The 17850-nt window shown below is 68.2% G+C and carries 14 protein-coding genes; 7 read left to right on the plus strand and 7 right to left on the minus strand.

Features of this window, described 5'->3' with window-relative positions; translation table 11 throughout:
- Position 1 precedes the first annotated feature (1 nt).
- The 4 genes from OG817_RS05285 to OG817_RS05300 all read left to right on the plus strand — a co-directional run bounded on the left by OG817_RS05285 (position 2) and on the right by OG817_RS05300 (position 4726).
- Positions 2–940, plus strand: a complete 939-nt coding sequence (locus OG817_RS05285) for an MBL fold metallo-hydrolase (RefSeq protein ID WP_406052523.1) — start codon at positions 2–4, stop codon at positions 938–940.
- Positions 941–1167: 227 nt separating this feature from the next.
- Entirely contained in the window at positions 1168–2169 is a 1002-nt protein-coding gene (locus tag OG817_RS05290) for an ABC transporter permease subunit (RefSeq protein WP_360440233.1), read from the plus strand.
- A complete protein-coding gene (locus tag OG817_RS05295) occupies positions 2166–3092 on the plus strand; it encodes a carbohydrate ABC transporter permease (protein ID WP_360440236.1) in 927 nt (308 codons plus the stop codon). The genes OG817_RS05290 and OG817_RS05295 overlap by 4 nt, the downstream gene beginning before the upstream one ends.
- Before the next feature lie 2 nt (positions 3093–3094).
- Positions 3095–4726, plus strand: a complete 1632-nt coding sequence (locus OG817_RS05300) for an extracellular solute-binding protein (RefSeq protein WP_396393834.1) — start codon at positions 3095–3097, stop codon at positions 4724–4726.
- A gap of 47 nt (positions 4727–4773) precedes the next feature.
- On the opposite strand, the gene OG817_RS05305 is transcribed toward OG817_RS05300, so the two are convergent.
- A complete protein-coding gene (locus tag OG817_RS05305; RefSeq protein WP_406052524.1) occupies positions 4774–6000 on the minus strand; it encodes an SGNH/GDSL hydrolase family protein in 1227 nt (408 codons plus the stop codon).
- A gap of 113 nt (positions 6001–6113) precedes the next feature.
- Between OG817_RS05305 and OG817_RS05310 the strand changes: the two genes are divergently transcribed.
- Complete coding sequence (locus OG817_RS05310) at positions 6114–8615, plus strand: DEAD/DEAH box helicase (RefSeq protein WP_406052526.1); 2502 nt, start codon at positions 6114–6116, stop codon at positions 8613–8615.
- Here OG817_RS05310 and OG817_RS05315 read toward each other — a convergent pair.
- Positions 8602–9867, minus strand: a complete 1266-nt coding sequence (locus tag OG817_RS05315; protein WP_406052528.1) for an MFS transporter — start codon at positions 9865–9867, stop codon at positions 8602–8604. The two genes, OG817_RS05310 and OG817_RS05315, sit on opposite strands and share 14 nt — an antisense overlap.
- A gap of 10 nt (positions 9868–9877) precedes the next feature.
- Here OG817_RS05315 and OG817_RS05320 point away from each other — a divergent pair, with 10 nt between their 5' ends.
- Positions 9878–10438, plus strand: a complete 561-nt coding sequence (locus OG817_RS05320) for a CGNR zinc finger domain-containing protein (protein ID WP_406052530.1) — start codon at positions 9878–9880, stop codon at positions 10436–10438.
- A 517-nt stretch (positions 10439–10955) separates the two neighbouring features.
- Here OG817_RS05320 and fabV read toward each other — a convergent pair.
- A complete protein-coding gene (fabV, locus tag OG817_RS05325; protein ID WP_406052531.1) occupies positions 10956–12125 on the minus strand; it encodes an enoyl-[acyl-carrier-protein] reductase FabV in 1170 nt (389 codons plus the stop codon).
- Positions 12126–12195: 70 nt separating this feature from the next.
- Complete coding sequence (gene murA / locus OG817_RS05330) at positions 12196–13482, minus strand: UDP-N-acetylglucosamine 1-carboxyvinyltransferase (RefSeq protein ID WP_396393840.1); 1287 nt, start codon at positions 13480–13482, stop codon at positions 12196–12198.
- A 49-nt stretch (positions 13483–13531) separates the two neighbouring features.
- Here murA and OG817_RS05335 point away from each other — a divergent pair, with 49 nt between their 5' ends.
- Complete coding sequence (locus OG817_RS05335) at positions 13532–14116, plus strand: cob(I)yrinic acid a,c-diamide adenosyltransferase (protein ID WP_396393841.1); 585 nt, start codon at positions 13532–13534, stop codon at positions 14114–14116.
- Positions 14117–14119: 3 nt separating this feature from the next.
- Here OG817_RS05335 and sppA read toward each other — a convergent pair whose 3' ends face one another.
- From sppA to OG817_RS05350, 3 genes are all read right to left on the minus strand, one after another.
- On the minus strand, positions 14120–15772 hold the full coding sequence (gene sppA, locus OG817_RS05340; protein WP_396393842.1) for a signal peptide peptidase SppA: 1653 nt from the start codon (positions 15770–15772) through the stop codon (positions 14120–14122).
- A gap of 205 nt (positions 15773–15977) precedes the next feature.
- The gene (locus OG817_RS05345; RefSeq protein ID WP_406052534.1) at positions 15978–17090 is read right to left on the minus strand and encodes a CU044_5270 family protein; all 1113 of its coding nucleotides are present in this window, start codon (positions 17088–17090) and stop codon (positions 15978–15980) included.
- Entirely contained in the window at positions 17090–17719 is a 630-nt protein-coding gene (locus OG817_RS05350; protein WP_406052536.1) for an RNA polymerase sigma factor, read from the minus strand. The genes OG817_RS05345 and OG817_RS05350 overlap by 1 nt, the downstream gene beginning before the upstream one ends.
- Between the last annotated feature and the right edge of the window lie 131 nt (positions 17720–17850).

Consider the following 17850-nt stretch of genomic DNA (forward strand, 5'->3'; position numbering starts at 1 on the left):
TGTGCCCGTTGAGATCGCACCGGGAATCCATCGGTTGGCAACGGACTACCCGCATGTGTGCGGGCTGCCGTTGTGGCTGCACGTGATCGACGCGGGCTCCGAACTTGTGCTCCTCGACGCGGGGATCGCCTCCACCCCGGAGGTTGCGACGGCACCCGAGTTGGCTGGGCTGGGCCTCGGGCTGGCCGACCTGACGCTCGTCGTCAACAGTCATGCGCATCCGGATCACATGGGTGGGAACGCCGTACTGAAGAGGGCGAGTGGTGCGCGGGTAGCCGCTCCGGCGGCGGAGGTGGGCTGGCTGGAGGACAACGAGCTGTTGCTGACCGAGCTGTGGGGCTCGGATCCGGCCGCCATGGACCTGTCGTCGGCCGAACGCTCGGAGCTGCTCGAGATGCTCGACGAGCGCGTTCGGGTCGACGTACTGCTCCGCGACGGCGATTACCTTCCGCTCGATCGCTCACTCCGCGTCATGACGACGAGCGGCCACAGTCCTGGCCATATCGCCGTACTGGACGAGTCGTCCCGAACCCTGTTCACCTTCGACGATGTGCAAGGCCGCGGTCAGCCTTACCTGGACAGCTCCACCTGGTTGGCTCCGCTCTACACCGACGTCGATCGGTACGTCGGCGGACTGAATCGCCTGCTGGAGTTGGACTTCGACGCCCTCGTTCCGTCGCATGGCGACGTGCTGGACTCGGTTGCCGGTCGCAAACGCATCACCGAGAGCCTGGAGTGGGTGGCTGAGGTCGAAGCGCTGACGGTGAAACTCCTGCGGACGAAGGGTTCGCTCACGGTCCGTGAACTGGCCACGGTCATCGGCACCGACCTGGGCAATTACGGAGGCATCAACCTCCAGACGGTCCGGATGGCCCGCGCACACCTGGAACACCTGGCCCGGCAGGGCGACGTCGAACCCCGCTGGCACCACCGGCCCTGAACCGCCGCTCATTTCTGAGCCGCTGACGCGCTGCCGATTCGCATCGGGTCGAACCGATTCGCGGATGACTCTCCGGCTGGAGCTGCGCCACTCCCCAAAACACGACAGCATCGAACAGGGGGGAACGGAAAGCGCTCTCCCACTGGGAGAGCGATGTTCACCGACGACGCAGGGAGTGTCGCGTGGCTCGAGCCGACGAAATCCTCAGCCCCGAAACGAAACAAACCATGGTGATCGATCAAGCGCGGCCGACCGACTCGGGACCCCCGGGCACCTCGACTGCCGGGAGATCCGCACCGCCCGCCGGCGGCCAGCAGCTGTCCTGGTGGGCGCGAGCTCGCCGGGACAAGGTCCTGCTGCTGATGGCGATCCCCGGTCTGGCCTTGATGCTCGCCTTCCACTATCTGCCGTTGCTCGGCAACCTGATCGCGTTCCAGGAGTACCTGCCGTTCGTTCCGTTCGGACGCAGCGCCTGGGTCGGGCTGGACAACTTCGCGGTGATCTTCAACGGTGACGCAGAGTTCCTGAACGCCTTGAAGAACACGCTGCTGATCACGCTGGTCCAGGTGATCTTCGTCTTTCCGGCGCCGATCGCGCTGGCCCTGTTGCTGAACAGCCTGCTGTCGGAGCGGATCAAGCGCGTCGTGCAGTCGGTGCTGTACCTGCCGCACTTCCTGTCCTGGGTGATCGTGATCGCGATCTTCCAGCAGATCCTCGGCGGCAGCGGCCTGATCAACAACACGTTGCGGGCCCGAGGCATCGACACGATCGACTTCCTCGGCAATCCCGACAGCTTCATCGCGCTGCTCACCAGCCAGGTGATCTGGAAGGACTCGGGGTGGGGGACGATCTTGTTCCTGGCCGCGCTGACGCAGATCGATCAGGGGCTGTACGAGGCGGCCCGGGTCGACGGAGCGTCGCGCTTGCGGCAGTTGTGGCACATCACCGTGCCCGGGATCCGCGGGTTGATCATCCTGCTGCTGATCCTGCGGCTCGGTGACTCGCTCACCGTCGGTTTCGAGCAGATCATCCTGCAGCAGAACCTGGTCGGCAGACCGGCCAGCGAAGTCCTGGACACCTACGTCTACAACAACGGCGTACTGGCCGGCCAATGGGGAGTCTCGGCCGCGGTGGGTCTGGTCAAGGGTCTGTTCGGCGTCGCCCTGGTGATCGGCGCCAACAAGGTCGCACACATCTTCGGCGAGGCGGGGGTGTACCAGAAAGCATGAGTACCCAGACGAATCTCATCCGGCCGCCCGGTACCCGGCGGTCGACGATCGACGAGGTGCCGACGATCCCGACTCGGGCACTCAAAGGCATCGTGCTGGTGCTGTGCTGCGCGGTGGTGATCATCCCCTTCATCGGAGTGATCTCGACCAGCATCGCCAGCCAGGCGCATGTCACCAACTCCGGCGGCTTCGTGCTCTGGCCGGACGGCATCAACTGGGGCTCCTACCGGGCGATCTTCAACGGCGGTGTGGTGCAACGGGCACTGCTGGTCAGCTTCGTGATCACCCTCGGCGGCACCCTGGTCAGTCTGGCCGGATCCACCATGCTGGCGTACGCGCTGAGCCGGCCCGGCTCGTTCGGGCAGCGGCCGATCCTGATGATCGTGCTGTTCAGCATCCTGTTCAGCCCGGGGATGATCCCCAACTACCTGGTGGTGAAGGAGTTCGGCCTGCTCGACTCGCTGCTGGCGCTGGTCCTGCCGACCGCGATCAACGGCTTCAACGTGATCGTGCTCCGCTCGTTCTTCATGAGTATCCCGGCGTCGGTGATCGACTCGGCCCGGGTCGACGGTGCCGGCGACTTCCGGATCTTCTGGTCGATCGTCCTCCCGCTGTCGCGGGCAGTCCTCGCGGTGATCGGCCTGTTCTACGCGGTCGGGTACTGGAACGCGTTCTTCAACGCGATGCTCTACATCAACGACACGGCCAAGTGGCCGCTGCAGCTGGTACTGCGGACCTACGTCATCAACAACACCGAGCTCAGCAGTGGCGATCTCGGTGGAGCGTCGGCCGACCAGCTTCCGCCACAGGAGTCGATCCAGATGGCGATCCTGGTGGTCTCCCTGGTTCCGATCCTGATCGTCTATCCGTTCCTCCAGCGGCACTTCACCAAGGGCATGCTGACCGGGGCGGTGAAGGGATGACCATGAGCAGCAAACGGATCAGCAGACGAACGCTGCTCGGTGGATCGCTGGCCGCGGCGGCCACTGCCGGAGGCCTGAGCGGTTGTGCCACGGTGACGCGATCGACCGACATCGCGGCCTTGAACAGGCCGGTCGCGTTGCCGACGTACAAGCCGTTCGACGGACCGAAGCCGGACCTGCCGCGGAGCCATCCGTTGATGCCGGACTGCTTCTACCAGTTCCCGGCCGATCCGACCCGGGTCACCGAGGGCGCGCCCGCGGACGGCGAAGGCATCTCCGGAAGCGTCCCGACGTCGAACCCGATTCCGCCGACCGCCGATCGCAATCCGTACTGGCAGGAGCTGAACCGCAGGATCGGTTCACCGCTGGACCTGACCATCACTTCGGCCACCGGCTCCGACTACACCAACAAGTTCGCGACCTCCGTGGCAGGAGACACGCTGGGTGATCTGTTCAACGTCGACGGCAAGTTCTCCTACCTGCCACAGTTCCTCGAGGCTCGGGCCCAGGACCTGACCGAGTACCTGTCCGGTGACGCGATCCTGGAGTACCCGTTCCTGGCCAACCTGTCGGCCGACTCGTGGCGTGGATGCGTGTTCTCGGGCGGCATCCGGGCGGTCCCGATCCAGCGCGGCGTGATGTCGTCCAACCTGCTGCTGGCCCGCCAGGACCTGCTCGACCAGTTCGGTGTCGAGCTCGGCTCGCCCACCGTGGACGAGTTGAACAAGGTCGCCAAGGCGGTGACGGACGGGAAGAAGAACCGCTGGGCGTTCGCGGTCCCACCCGCGGCGGCGCTGAGCGCGATGCTGGGGCTGCCGAACGGCTGGGAGGTTCGCGACGGCCGCCTGGTGCACAGCCGGGAGCTCCCGGAGCAGAAGGAAATGCTCGCGATCTCCACGAAGATGCAGGCCGACGGGCTGATCCATCCCGACGGGGTGGCGAAGAACAACCAGAAGGTCTGGTTCAGTCAGGGCTCGGCGGTGATGACGCAGGACACCTACTCGTCCATCCAGAGCTTCTACCGCCGCGCCGTGGCGAAGAACTTCGCCATCGCGCTGCCGGTCGTGCGTGACAGCGCCGGGAAGGTCGGGCGGTTCCTGCTGGGGTCGCCGAACAACTCGATCGCGGCGATGCGGCCCAGCTCGCCGGAGCGGACCAAGATGCTGTTGCGGGTGCTGAACTGGATGGCCGCGCCGTTCGGGACCGAGGAGTATCTGTTCCGCAAGTTCGGCCTGCCCGGGCGGCACTACACGCTGAAGGGCACCGACCCGGTTCTGACCGAGGCCGGCGGCAGCGAGGTCTGCCTGGGCGAGTTCCCGATCCAGTACCTGGCCGACGGTGGATATCCGGTCTACTTCCCGGGCCACCCCGAGGCGGTCGATGTTGCCTACAGCCACCTCAAAACGATCCTGCCCACCGCGATCCTGCAGCCGACGTACGGGCTCTACTCACCGACCGACTCGACCAAGGGCAAGGTCGCCGACAAGGACTTCGAGGCGCTCACCAAGGAGATCCAGCTCGGCCGCTCCGATCTCTCGGACTGGGACAAGGCCGTCGCCAACTGGCGCAAGTCAAGCGGCGACGCGATCCGCCACGAGTACGAACAAGCAATGTCCATCCAGGGCCGAAAGTAACGACCAGCCGCACGCACCGCCCACGGGGCGGTGCGTGCGGCCCTCTCTCACTGACAGCGGAGGGTGTCCAGGTCGGGTGCCTGACCCATCGCGTGGTTGCCGGCGTCGTTGGGGTGGAGGCCGTCGCCGCCGTCGTACGCGGCTTGGAGGCGACTGGGATCGGCGGGATCCCGGGTGGCGGCGTCGAAGTCGACCACGCCGTCGAACTCGCCGCTCGTACGGATGAAGGTGTTCACAGCCTGCCGCGCAGCCTCCTTCTCAGGCGAGTACACGAACGAACCGCCAACGGGCGTGAGCGTCCCACCGACGATGCACCGCCCACTGGCGTGAACCCGCGCGATCAGCTGCCGATACCCATCGATCAACTCGTCACCAGTCGCACCCGCATAGATGTCGTTGATCCCTTCCAGCAACAACACCGTGCGTACGCCGGGCTTCGTCAGCACGTCCTTGTCGAGCCGCGCCAACGCACTCGCCCCGGCACTGCCCGCCTTCGCGATCCCACCGAGCACGCGGTTCCCCGAGATGCCCTCGTTGGAGATCCCCAGCCGCCGGTGCTCCGGCAGTTGCCCGTACCGATCCGCCAGCACGTCCGGCCACCGGCGGTTCGTGTCGATCGTCGTACCGACCGACGACGTGATCGAATCGCCCAGCGTCGCCACCGTCTCCACCTGCTGCGGCGCCGTCACGATCGCCGCGTTGACGAAGTACCACGCCGACGACTCGGTCTGGTACGTCGTCGCCGACTCGTCCGCCGCGTGATCACCGGAGGTCGACTTGTAGCTGTGCTGCATGGCCCGGTTGTGCGCCGTGATCACACCCGTCGTACCGACCACATGCAGACTGACGGTCAGACTCGTCCGCGCCGGCACCGGTCCCGCCAGCGGATCACTGATCGCCATCGCCCCCGGCGGAATCGTCACCGATGTCTTCCCGCCGAACGTCAACCGCCGGCTCGACCCCGGTACGACGCTCGCCCCGGCCTCCTGCCGCCCGACATACACCGAGTCCGTCACCAACGGCTGATCGCCGTTCGCGTTCGACACCCGGATCCGCAGATCCTTCCCGCCGACGCTCGTCCGCACGATGTTCCGCACCGTGACGTCGTTCAGCGTCCCACCGGCGATGTCGTCACTCGCACCCCATGTCGTCACCACCTCCGTCCCAACCGGGCCCGGGCCATCGTCAGGAATCGCGGCCGCCACCAGACCCGCCGCACCCACCGCCGTCACCAGCAAACTCGCGCCCATCCGGCGCCACGAAAGAGAAGTCATCTCCCGAGTCAAGCCTGAATAGACATGCCGTGCAATCGTTTGCGTGGCGACGAGCGCCGGACGGTCGCAACCGGCGGCCGAACGGTTCCGGTCGTCAGGGACAATGGGTGGTGATGACGCTGACTGAGCAACTGCCGGGGACGACCGAGCCTGACGACCTGTACGACGCGTTCGCGCGGTGGGTGGGGGAGCAGGGGATCTCGTTGTACCCGGCGCAGGAAGAGGCGTTGATCGAGGTGATGACGGGGTCGAACGTGATCCTGTCGACGCCGACCGGGTCGGGCAAGAGCCTGGTCGCCACGGGCGCGCACTTCGCGGCGCTGGCGGACGGTCGGCGGACCTTCTACACGGCGCCGATCAAGGCTCTGGTGTCGGAGAAGTTCTTCGCGCTCTGCGACGTGTTCGGCGCCGACAAGGTCGGCATGCTGACCGGCGACGCGTCGGTGAACGCCGGGGCGCCGATCATCTGCTGTACCGCCGAGGTGCTGGCGAACGTCTCGCTGCGCGAGGGCTCGGCCGCGGACGTCGGCCAGGTGGTGATGGACGAGTTCCACTTCTACTCCGAGCCGGACCGCGGCTGGGCCTGGCAGGTGCCGCTGCTGGAACTGCCCGACGCCCAGTTCATCCTGATGTCGGCGACCCTCGGCGACGTCGAGCGGTTCAAGATCGACCTGTCCCGCCGTACCGGCCGCCCGACCGCGATCGTGTCCTCGGCCGAGCGTCCGGTCCCGCTGATCTACAAGTACGTCACCACCGCGTTGCACGAGACGCTCGAGGAACTCCTCACCACCCACCAGGCGCCGGTGTACGTCGTCCACTTCACCCAGGCCGCCGCGCTGGAGCGCGCCCAGGCGCTGATGAGCATCAACGTCTCCTCGAAGGAGGAGAAGGAGAAGATCAACGAGCTGATCGGGAACTTCCGGTTCAGCAAGGGCTTCGGCCGGACTCTGCAGCGTCTGGTCAAGCACGGCATCGGCGTCCACCACGCCGGCATGCTGCCGAAGTACCGCCGTCTGGTCGAGCAGCTCGCCCAGGCCGGTCTGCTCAAGGTCATCTGCGGCACCGACACCCTCGGCGTCGGCATCAACGTCCCGATCCGGACCGTCGTACTCACCGCCCTGAGCAAGTACGACGGACGCCGGCAGCGGATCCTGAAGGCGCGCGAGTTCCACCAGATCGCGGGTCGCGCCGGCCGGGCCGGCTACGACACGTCGGGCACAGTCGTCGTCCAGGCGCCGGATCACGTGGTGGAGAACGTGAAGGCGCTGGCCAAGGCCGGCGACGACCCGAAGAAGCAGCGCAAGGTGCAGCGCAAGAAGCCGCCGGAGGGTTTCGTCACCTGGGGAGAGGACACCTTCGACCGCCTGGTTGCGGCCGAGCCCGAGGCGCTGCAGTCCCGGATGCGGGTCAGCCACGCGATGCTGCTGAACGTGATCGCCCGCGACGGCAACGCGTTCGAGAGCATGCGGCACCTGCTTCGCGACAACCACGAGGACTCGAAGATCCAGGTCCGGCTGATCCGCCGCGCGATCCAGATCTACCGCACGCTGCTCACCGCCGGTGTGGTCGAGCGGCTGGACGAACCCGACGAGAACGGCCGCACGCTGCGCCTGACCGTGGACCTGCAGAAGGACTTCAGCCTGAACCAGCCGCTGTCGACCTTCGCACTGGCCGCGCTGGATCTGCTCGACCCGGAGGATCCGTCGTACGCGCTGGACGTGGTGTCGGTGGTCGAGGCGACGCTGGAGGACCCGCGGGCGGTGCTCTGGGCGCAGGAGCACCACGCCCGCGGCGAGGCCGTGAACGCGATGAAGGCCGAGGGCATCGACTACGACGAGCGGATGGAACTGCTCGAGGACGTGACCTGGCCGAAGCCGCTCAACGAGTTGCTCGAGGCAACGTTCGAGATGTACCGGCAGACGCACCCGTGGATCGCGGACTCCGGCCTGTCGCCGAAGTCGGTGGTCCGGGACATGTTCGAGCGGGCGATGACGTTCGGCGAGTTCATCGGGTTCTACGGGCTGGCGCGGTCGGAGGGCGTCGTCCTGCGGTATCTGAGCGACGCGTACAAGGCGCTGCGGCAGACGGTGCCGCCGGACAAGGTGAACGAGGACCTCACCGACCTGATCGAGTGGCTCGGCGAAGTGGTCCGGCAGACCGACTCCAGCCTGCTCGACGAGTGGGAGGAGCTGACCAACCCGACCACCGAGGAGGTGACGGAGGTGGTCCCCGCCGGACCGCGCCGGATCACCTTGAACACCAGGGCTTTCCGGGTCCTGGTCCGCAACGCCATGTTCCGCCGCGTCGAGCTGGTCGCCCTGCACCGCTGGGCCGAGCTCGGCCAGCTCGACTCCGAGTCGGGCTGGGACGCCGGCCGCTGGGCCGAAGCAGGTACGGCGTACTACGCGGAGCACGAGGTGGTGGGCACCGGCCCGGCGGCCCGTGGTCCTGCGCTGTTCATGATCGAGGAGCACCCGGGCTACTGGGAGGTCCAGCAGATCATCGACGACCCCGAGGGCCACCACGACTGGCGCATCACCGCCAGCGTCGACCTCGCCGCCTCCGACGAGGCCCAGGACCTGGTCCTGGAAATGGCGTCGTTCAAGCCGCTGTAGTCACCGGGGTCTCTAGGGTTCGGACTTCGCGGACGAACATCGGGAGGGCGGACAGGGCGATGCCGATGGATCCGACGGCGACGGCCGCGGTGGTGCCGAAGGTGCTGCCGAGTACGCCGCCGAGCGCAGCGCCGATCGGGAGGACGCCGAAGGTGAAGGTGCGGTACGCGCCGTTGCTGCGGGCCAGTGCGGTGCGGGGGATGAGCAGTTGGCGGATCGTCACGGACAGGACGTTGGCGCTGCCGAGGCCGATGCCGGACAGGAACTGCAGTACGCCGAGGAGGACGCCGTACTGGATGCCTCGGCCCGGGAGGAACGCCAGCAGGAGCGGCAGACCGGTCGACAGGACGAGTGAGGCACCGAAGGCTCGGCCGTAGCCGAGGCGTTTGGCCAGACGGAGACCGAGCATGGCGCCGACGAAGGCGCCGGCCCCGCCGGCACTGAGGGCGATGCCGTACCCGCCCGCGGACAGGCCGCGCTCCTTGACCGCGAGGACGACGAGGTTGACGACCAGGATCTGCGCGGACGCGTTGTAGAGCGCGGCGTGGGCGGTCAGCGAGCGCAGGAACGGGCTGACCTTGATCTGTCGAACGCCTTCCCACAGACCTGGTCGATCGTCAGTGGCGTGCGGTGTGGCCTCCGGTCGTCGCGCCGATCCGACGCCCACGGCGCTGGCCAGGTAGGAGACGGCGTCGACGAGGAGGGCGACGGCTGGTCCGAGCACCTGGACCAGGATTCCGGACAGGCCCGGGCCGCCGACCTGTGCGGCGGTGGACGAGCCCTGGAGTGCGCGGTTGGCGGACGGTAGGTCGGCCTCGGCGACGAAGTCCGGGAGATAGGCGAACGACGCGATGTCGAACACCACACTCGCCGCCCCGACCAGGAAGGCGACCGCGACCAGCAGCAGCAGGCTGAGCTGGTCCATCGCCCAGGCGAGCGGGATCACCATCAGCGCCGCGGCGCGGATGATGTCGACGGCGATCATCACTCCGCGCTTGCGCCGCCCTTCGAGCCAGTGCCCGGTGAGCAGTGGCAGCGCCGCGCTGGGCAGGTAGGTCGCCGTCGCGATGGCGCTCACGCCTGCCGCTCCCGCGTCGAGGGTCAGCGCAGCGGTCAGCGGAAGCGCGACCGCGGTCACGTGGGTGCCGACCGCGGAGACCGTCTGTCCCGCCCAGAAACGCTTGAAGTCGCCGTCCACCGTTACCAGTACCTCCGCCTCATCCAGTAACTTCGTTACCGGATCATGCCCCATGGCCGGTAACGTGGCAACTGTGATTCAGCCCGGCGAGCGCACCCCTGCCCCTGAGCCGCTGACGCTTGTGCAGGACCTGGTGAACACCGTCGACCTGGAGATGGAGCAGGACGCGCTGACGAAACCCGCGGACCTGAGCGCGTTCTGCGCCGACCACGGCCTGCCCAGTCTCCGGTTCGATCGGGCTGACCTCGCGGAAGTGCTGATCCTGCGTGAGGCGGTGCGGGATGTCTGCCAGGCGCACGCCGGCATCGACGTACCGGCGGAATCCCTCACCGTGCTCGATCGGCTGCTCGCCGACGCACCGCTGACGCTGGCGCTGTCAGCCGACGGAGGCGCGACGGTCCGTCCGGCAGACGGCCTGACCGGCGTTCAGGCGCTGGTCTCCCGTCTCGCGGCGGACATCGCCACCTCGGTTGCTGTCGGCAACTGGCCGCGGCTCAAGGCGTGCGCCGCCGACACCTGCCGCTGGGTGTACTACGACCGCAGCCCGGCCGGTCGCAGCCGCTGGTGCACGATGTCCCTCTGCGGCTCCCGCAACAAGATGCGCACCTACCGCGCCCGTTCCTGAGACCCGGATCCGCGGACCGCTCAACGTCGTCGTCCTGGATTAGGGCGTGTCTCCCAGTCCGACACCTACTGCGCGGCACTCGGCGGGCTCCCCGGTGACCTGGACGGAGCCGCCGACACGCCGAGCGAACAGGCAGTGATGCGCTCCCACTGCCCGGTTATGTCGCCGGTAGCGCACTCGTATGCCGCCAGCGATGACATAACCCGCCAGTGGGTCATCAGACGCGGGCTTCCCGGATCAGCAGACGACGGCTCCCCAGCACGCCCGGCAGCCTCCCCAATCCATCAACATCTCCATCTGGGGAGCCGAACGGTCCGGATCGGGGTAGGTACCCTCCCCGAACGGCACCCCAGGGGAGTGGGCCCGGTCAGAATCCCAGCCACCTGCCGCCGCGCCCGGGGGTGGCGGCACAACGGCCACTGTCATCCGGCAGCAGGTACGAATCGCGCTACCGGTGCCCTCGGCAACGAACTGCGGTTGTCCACGGATTCAGGCTTAGCCTTCCCGAGAGGCCAGGCTAGGGCCAGGTGACGTCGACCTCGGTGGGGGCCTCGTAGTCGGACCCCGGTACGTCGAAGCCGTACAGGCGCCGTACCTCCGCGAGGAACCAGGTGGTGTCGGCAACGTCCGCGATGTTGTCCTGCGTCGCGGACTCCCACTGCGCGCGAACGGCCGCCTGCACGTCGTCGGCCAGCTCCCAGCGGTCGAGTCGAATGCGGCCCTCGTCGTCGAGATCGAGCGGTGTCTCGCCGGTCAGCTGATCCCACAGGGCGACCGACTGCTGCACGGGAGTCTGCAGTTCCTTGCCAAGCACCTTGTGCAGCAGGCTGACGTACAGACCAATGCCCGGGATCGCCGACGACGCCTGGGTCACGGCGGCACCGTTCACCGACGTCATCGCCTTCACGCCGTCCTTGGCGAGTGTGACCGCGGTCTGCTCCAGGTCGGCCTTTGCGGCGCCGATCGAACCCTGCCGGTAGATCGGCCCGGTCAGCTCGGACCCGATGTAGGTGAGCGCGACCGTGGTGAAGCCGGGCTTCAGCAGCCCACGCTCGTCGAGCGCCGAGATCCAGCGAGCCCAGTCCTCGCCGCCCATCACCTTCACCGTCTGGGCGATCTCGTCCTCGGTCGCGACCTCGATCCCGACCTCCTGCAGAACCGGCTGCCCGTCCTCGTAGGCCAGGCTCTTGGTGGTGTGCGGTGCGCCGATCGCCTTGATCGCCGACTGGAACGTCTCCTCGGTCCGCGGATCGACCCGCCGCGGCGCGGCGACGCTGTAGATCAGGTGGTCGACCCCGCCGAACCGCTCGGCGATCAGCCCGAGCACCTCGTCCTTGGTGGTGTCCGCGAACGCGTCGGCGTTGATGAAGCGGAAGTCTCGACCGAACTCGGCCGCGAGCACAGCCGTCTCGGCTGTGCGGTACCAACCCGCGGTCGCCGTACGCCGAGCCGTCGGTGCCTTCTCGAAGGACACACCGATCCCGTCGATCCCATAGCGTGCGAGGCCCGCGATGGTCGCGGCCAGACCGTAGCCGGAACTGGAGCCGATGACGAGCGCGGTACGGCGCTCTGGTGCACGGCGCTCGACTTGGCCGGCCAGGTCCCGGACGACCTGGGCACAGCCGGCCGGATGCGAGTCCAGGAAGAGGAATCCACGGCCCAGGGGCTTGATCACGCGCTCACTCATGCCAGGACCCTAACCCGGCCCAGAGCGTCGACGGAGCAGAGTGCCACAAGAGTGCGCAGGAAAGTCCGGTTCAGTTCCAGTACAGTTCCGCGTCGTCGGGCTCGACTGTGACGTCGGCGCCGAGGCGGCGGAGGTTGCCGGCGAAGTCCGTGTAGCCGCGGTGAACGTGGTGAGCGGCGGAGACGAGCGTCTCGCCCTCGGCCGCGAGCCCGGCCAGCACGAGCGCGGCGCCGGCCCGGATGTCGCTCGCCACGACGGGAGCCCCCGACAGCCGCGGTACGCCGCGGACCACGGCGTGGTGCCCGTCGGTCTGGATCTGCGCACCCAGGCGGGTCAGCTCCTGCGCGAAGGTGAACCGGCCCTCGAACAGGTTCTCCGTCACCATCGCCGCGCCGTCACTCAGCGCGTTGAGCGCGATCACGAAGGCCTGCAGATCGGTCGCGAAGCCCGGGTACGGCAGCGTCACCACGTCCACCGGCTTCGGCCGGTCGTCCATCCGGACCCGGAAGCCCGGGTTCAGCACTGTGATCTCGGCGCCGGCCTTGTGGAGCTTGTCCAGCGGCAGTTCGAGATGGTGGGCGTGTCCATTGGTGATCGTCACGTCACCCTTGGTGATCGCGGCCGCGAACGCCCAGCTCCCCGACACAATCCGGTCCGCGACGACGGTGTGGTCGACCGGGTTGAGCGGACCGGCCACGCCGCTCACCTCGATCCGCGGTGTGCCGGCGCCGTCGATCTGGGCCCCCATCGCGACCAGCATCGCGGCGATGTCCTGGATCTCCGGCTCGCGGGCCGCGTTCTCGATCACCGTGGTGCCCTTGGCCAGCACCGCGGCCATCATGATCGTCTCGGTCGCGCCGACGCTGGGGAAGTCCAGCCAGACCTCGGTGCCGTGCAGGCCCTGCGGTGCTTCGGCGATCACGAAACCGTGCTCGATGTGCACCTTCGCGCCCATCGCCTCCAGGCCGGCGACGTGCATGTTCAGTCCGCGCGAACCGATGTTGTCGCCACCCGGCAGCGCCACCTCCGCCTTGCCGCAGCGGGCCAGCAGCGGTCCGAGGACCGAGATCGACGCCCGCAGCTTGCGCACCAGCTCGTAGTCGCACTGGTACCGGACCTCATGCGGTACGGCGATCGTCGCCAGCTGCGCGTCCGCGTCGACCGTGACCTCGCAGCCGAGCGTCTCCAGCAACTGGGCCATGAAGGCCACGTCCAGGATGCCCGGTACCTGCCGCAGCGTCGTCGTACCTTCTGCCAGCAGGGCGGCCGCCATCAGCTTGAGCACACTGTTCTTCGCTCCAGCGACCTGCACGGCTCCCTCGAGCCGTGCCTCACCCGCGATCCGAAACCGTTCCACCCGCCGACTGTAGCGAACCGGTGTCCCCGGACATGCGTAGAGTCCTTCCATGGCTGTGAACTTGACGCGGATCTACACCCGGACCGGTGATGCCGGTGAGACCCGCCTGGGCGACAACTCGACGACCTCGAAGACCGATCCGCGGCTGGCGGCGTACGGCGAGGTGGACGAGGCGAACTCCGCCATCGGCGTGGCCATCGCGGCCGGTCACCTGAACAGCACGCTGGTCGTGTTGCTGACCAGAGTCCAGAACGACCTGTTCGACGTCGGCGCCGACCTGTGCAACCCGATCACGCCGAACCCGGAGTACCCGCCGCTGCGGATCACCCAGGAGTACGTCGACCGCCTGGAAGGCTGGTGTGACGAGTACAACAACCGCCTCACCAAGCTCCGCTCGTTCATCCTCCCCGGAGGTACGCCGGGCGCCGCGTACCTGAACGTCGCCCGCACTGTGGTCCGCCGGGCCGAACGCGCCGGTTGGGTCGCGGTCCAAGCCCACGGACCGTCGGTCAACCTGCTCGCCCTGCAGTACCTGAACCGTCTCTCCGACCTGCTGTTCATCCTCGGCCGCGTCGCCAACCTGTCCTCCGGCGGCGACGTCCTGTGGGTCCCCGGAGGCGAGCGCAAGTCCTGAGACTTACCCCAGCTGCCAGTTGAGCGGCATCCGCAGCAGACCGGCGGGCGGCAGGCCCAGAGCGCTGTAGAGACTGGTGGTCAGCCCGTCGAGAGTCAGCGGTTGCGCGGTCACAGCGAGGTCGTCCGTGGTTGTCGGCGGGCGTAGGCGTTCCAGCAGGTTGCGATGGGGGACGGTCGCCAGGGCGACCTCGTCGCGGTCCAGACCGGCGCGGTCGCAGGCCAGAGTGAGCGCGTGCTGGAAGCCACCGAGCTCGTCGACCAGTTTGCGGTCGTGAGCGTCGGCGCCGGTCCAGACCCGACCCCGAGCCAGGGACTCCAACTGCTCCTCGGGGAGACCACGGTCCAGGGCGGCCTTGGCGACGAAGTCCTTGTAGATGCGGTCGAGCGTCTCCTCCAACCGGGCCCACTGCTCGTCGGTGAACTCCTCCTGCGCCGAGTACATCCGCGCGTTCTCACCCTCCGACACGGCCTCCTGCGTGATCCCGATCCGGCCCAGCGCGTCCCGTACGACGCCTTTGCCGGTCAGTACGCCGATCGATCCGGTGATCGTGCCGGGTTGCGCGACGATCACGTCGGCCGGCATCGCGACGAAGTACCCGCCGGACGCGGCTACTGTGCCCATCGATGCGATCACGGGCTTCCCGGTGGACCGCAGCCGCAGTACCTCGTTGCGGATCGCGTCCGAGGCGACGTACGAGCCGCCCGGGCTGTCGACTCGCAGGATGACGGCCCTCACCTTGTCCTCTTCGGCCACGGCACGCAGCGCGGCGCCGACCGTGTCGGAACCGGAGCTGGGACCGCCGAGCGGGCTGCCGGAGTTGCGGCCGACGTTGATGCCGCCGGAGACGCGCACGACAGCGACCATCGGCTTCTGCGGCCAGGGGAGGACCTTGCGGAGCTCCTCCAGCGTGCGTGGGCCGCGGCGGATGTACCGCTCGGCGAGCAGTCTGGTGGTTTCGCCGAGCCCCTTCTCCAAAGCGTCGTACACGTCGGACCGGTAGCCGAGGCGGTCCACCAGTCCGGCGTCCAGTCCGGCCTGTCCGGACAGCGGTGCGGTGTTCACGAGCTCCCGCACTCGAGCCGTGTCCAGCCGTCGTCGTACGGCGATGCCCTCGACGATCTGCTCGAACGCGGACTCGGCCAGCCGGGACGCCATCTCTCGCGCCGGAGCGGTCATCTCCTTCTCGGTGAAGGTGTCGGCGGCGGTCTTGTACTCACGCCGCTTGCCGAACTGCGGAATCACTCCGGCCTTGTCCAGCGCCCCGCGGACGAAGACCGCCTGCACGGAGACGCCGGTGATGCCGAGGTCACCGGACGGCTGCACCCAGATCTCGTCGAACGCGGTCGCCAGGTAGTACGGGACGGTGCCGCCGCCGACCTCGCCGAACGACTCCGTCCAGGCCAGGGCGGTCTTGCCCGACGTCCGGAAGTCGGCGACCGCCTCGCGCAGGTCCTGCACCTGGGCGAGCGACAACCGATGCCCGCCCAGGTGCGCGACCAGGCCGACGACTTCGTCGTCTCGCGCGCCCTTCCGCAACGCCGCCACCAGCTCACGCAGTGTCGGCAGATGCCGCGCGCGGAACGCGGCCACCGGCGAAGCAGGCGGCGTCTCGAGTACACCCCGGGTCAGATCCAGCTCCAGCAGAATCCCCATACCCCGACATTAGACGCCGCCCGCAACCCCTACTTCACTCGCCGACCGTGTACCGGTACAGGGAGCCGGTTGGAGTGCAGCCCGTACAGGAACGAGTGCGGCGCGGCCCCCTGGACGTTGAAGAGCTTGAAGGTCTCCAGTGGCAGCACTCGGCGTTACAACGCATATGTTCCGTGACCGCGCACTGGCCGGCGGTACAGACCGGTCAGCGCACGACCGGGGACGGCGCTACGGGCTTCTGATCAGTCCAGCCGGACTGGAGGACGACGGTGGACCCGACCTTCAGGCCTTCCATGCTCGAGCTGAGCAGCCGGCCGGTGGCGGTGTCGATGATGTACGCCGTACGCCCGCGCGCCATGATCGTCGCGCTGCCGCTCGGTTGCCCCTTCACGTCGATGGTGATCTCCGTGCCGGTGCGACCGATCGGATCCTTGACGCCGGTGCGGATCCGGGTGCCGGGCAGGGTGGCCAGCACCCGAAGTGCCGCGCCGCGGAGCTTCGGCGGTGACGGGGTCTCGAACAGGAGCTGTCCGGCCGCGGCGAACACGGTGTAGTTCCGCTCCGCCGGACTCGATCGCCGGTCGGCGCCACTGGCGAGCAGTGCGCGCAGCTTGACCGGATCGGTCGGCAGCGCCGCGATCTGTTGAGCGCTGAGCGGCTCGGTACCGGTCAGGTAGTAGCCCTGGGGGACGTCCTGGAACGATCTCTCGTCGACCATCGGTGCCATCGCGTGCATCTCGACGGTGTCGCCGCCCTGCAGCTGCCAGCTCGTCGGTGATCCCTGCGCGCGCCACTTGGCCGTGTCGGTCGCGGTGACCGGGCGGTAACCGAGTCCAGCCCATCCGAACCAAGACTCGGTCCTGGGCTTCATCGGCATCCAGCCTTCGATGATCGACCGCCCCTGCACCGTGTATTTCGGGTTCCCCACCCGTACGGGCGGCCCGATCTGCAGGCTGCGTACCCGGTAGAACCGGCCCGACAGCTTCTCGTCCTTCTCCTGCTGCACCGCCGCCGCCAGCAGCGCCTCGCCGGCACTCGCCAACCGGGGCGGTGTCGGATTGATCGTCGCCGGCGCCACTCCGGCGTCGTCCCCGGTGCCACGCACCAGCGGAGTACCCAGTGCGACGACAGCGATTACCGCGGTCGCAGCGGTGAGGGCAGTTCCCACCCAGCCGGCCCGAGCGGCCAGCAGCCACCGCTTGGGCCTCGGCTCCTCGCGGATCAGGCCTTCGAGCTGCTGTCGTGCGGTGCCGGTGGCTTCCGCGGACGGCGCATCAGCCGAGGGGAACGCCTTGCGGACCGATTCGAGCTCGTTCATCAGGCGTCACCTCCAGTGGGGTTGTGGCCGAGTGAGTCCCGGACGATGCGGCGGGCCCGGGACAGGCGTGAGCAGACCGTGCCATACGCGATCCCGAGCGCCGCGGCCACCTCGTGGTACGTGAGCTGGCCCAGGGCGACGAGCAGCAGCACCTCGCGGTCCTTGGCCGAGACCTTCGCCAGCGCGGCGGCCAGTTCGCGCCTCGTACCTTGGGCGGTGACCTGCGCGGCGATTCGCTCCTCGGCTCCTGTCACCGGAAGTGGCGGTGGGAGTTTCGCCAGCGCCCGCCACGCGCGGACCTCGTCGCGCCGGTGCCGGCGGATCAGATTGGTCGCGATGCCGTACAACCACGCCCGCACCACCCCGCTGCCCCGGTCGAACCGGTCCCGTTGCCGGAACGCGATCAGGAACGTCTCCGCCGCCAGGTCGTCCGCGACATCGGGGCCGAGCCGGCGGGCGACGTACCCGTGCACCTGCGGGAAGTACTTGTCGAAGATCAGCGTGAACCGGTCCGGCTCCCCCACCGACACCTCCAGCAGCCACCCGTCCTCGTCCGCTTCCGCAGGTACGGCGGCAGCCGGCAGCCGACTGGGGAACGCAAGGGTGGCCAGGGCCACGTCGGGCGTCATCGAACTCCTCGCGTCTGATGTGTCTCCGGTCGGTTCACCCACTTCTTGCCCGATGTCCCCAGACCCCTTCTCGCGACCCCGCCTCGATCTCCTGACCCCCGCGGATAGACGCGCGAGAGCGCTCTCCGGAG

The organism is Kribbella sp. NBC_00889 (assembly GCF_045207705.1).
Taxonomy (GTDB): domain Bacteria; phylum Actinomycetota; class Actinomycetes; order Propionibacteriales; family Kribbellaceae; genus Kribbella.

Coding starts and splice junctions, on each gene's coding strand:
- OG817_RS05290 (WP_360440233.1), top strand. CDS start 1,168: ATGGTGATCGATCAAGCGCGGCCGACCGACTCGGGACCCCCGGGCACC.
- OG817_RS05295 (WP_360440236.1), top strand. CDS start 2,166: ATGAGTACCCAGACGAATCTCATCCGGCCGCCCGGTACCCGGCGGTCG.
- OG817_RS05300 (WP_396393834.1), top strand. CDS start 3,095: ATGAGCAGCAAACGGATCAGCAGACGAACGCTGCTCGGTGGATCGCTG.
- OG817_RS05305 (WP_406052524.1), bottom strand. CDS start 6,000: ATGACTTCTCTTTCGTGGCGCCGGATGGGCGCGAGTTTGCTGGTGACG.
- OG817_RS05310 (WP_406052526.1), top strand. CDS start 6,114: ATGACGCTGACTGAGCAACTGCCGGGGACGACCGAGCCTGACGACCTG.
- OG817_RS05315 (WP_406052528.1), bottom strand. CDS start 9,867: ATGGGGCATGATCCGGTAACGAAGTTACTGGATGAGGCGGAGGTACTG.
- fabV (WP_406052531.1), bottom strand. CDS start 12,125: ATGAGTGAGCGCGTGATCAAGCCCCTGGGCCGTGGATTCCTCTTCCTG.
- OG817_RS05335 (WP_396393841.1), top strand. CDS start 13,532: ATGGCTGTGAACTTGACGCGGATCTACACCCGGACCGGTGATGCCGGT.
- sppA (WP_396393842.1), bottom strand. CDS start 15,772: ATGGGGATTCTGCTGGAGCTGGATCTGACCCGGGGTGTACTCGAGACG.
- OG817_RS05345 (WP_406052534.1), bottom strand. CDS start 17,090: ATGAACGAGCTCGAATCGGTCCGCAAGGCGTTCCCCTCGGCTGATGCG.
- OG817_RS05350 (WP_406052536.1), bottom strand. CDS start 17,719: ATGACGCCCGACGTGGCCCTGGCCACCCTTGCGTTCCCCAGTCGGCTG.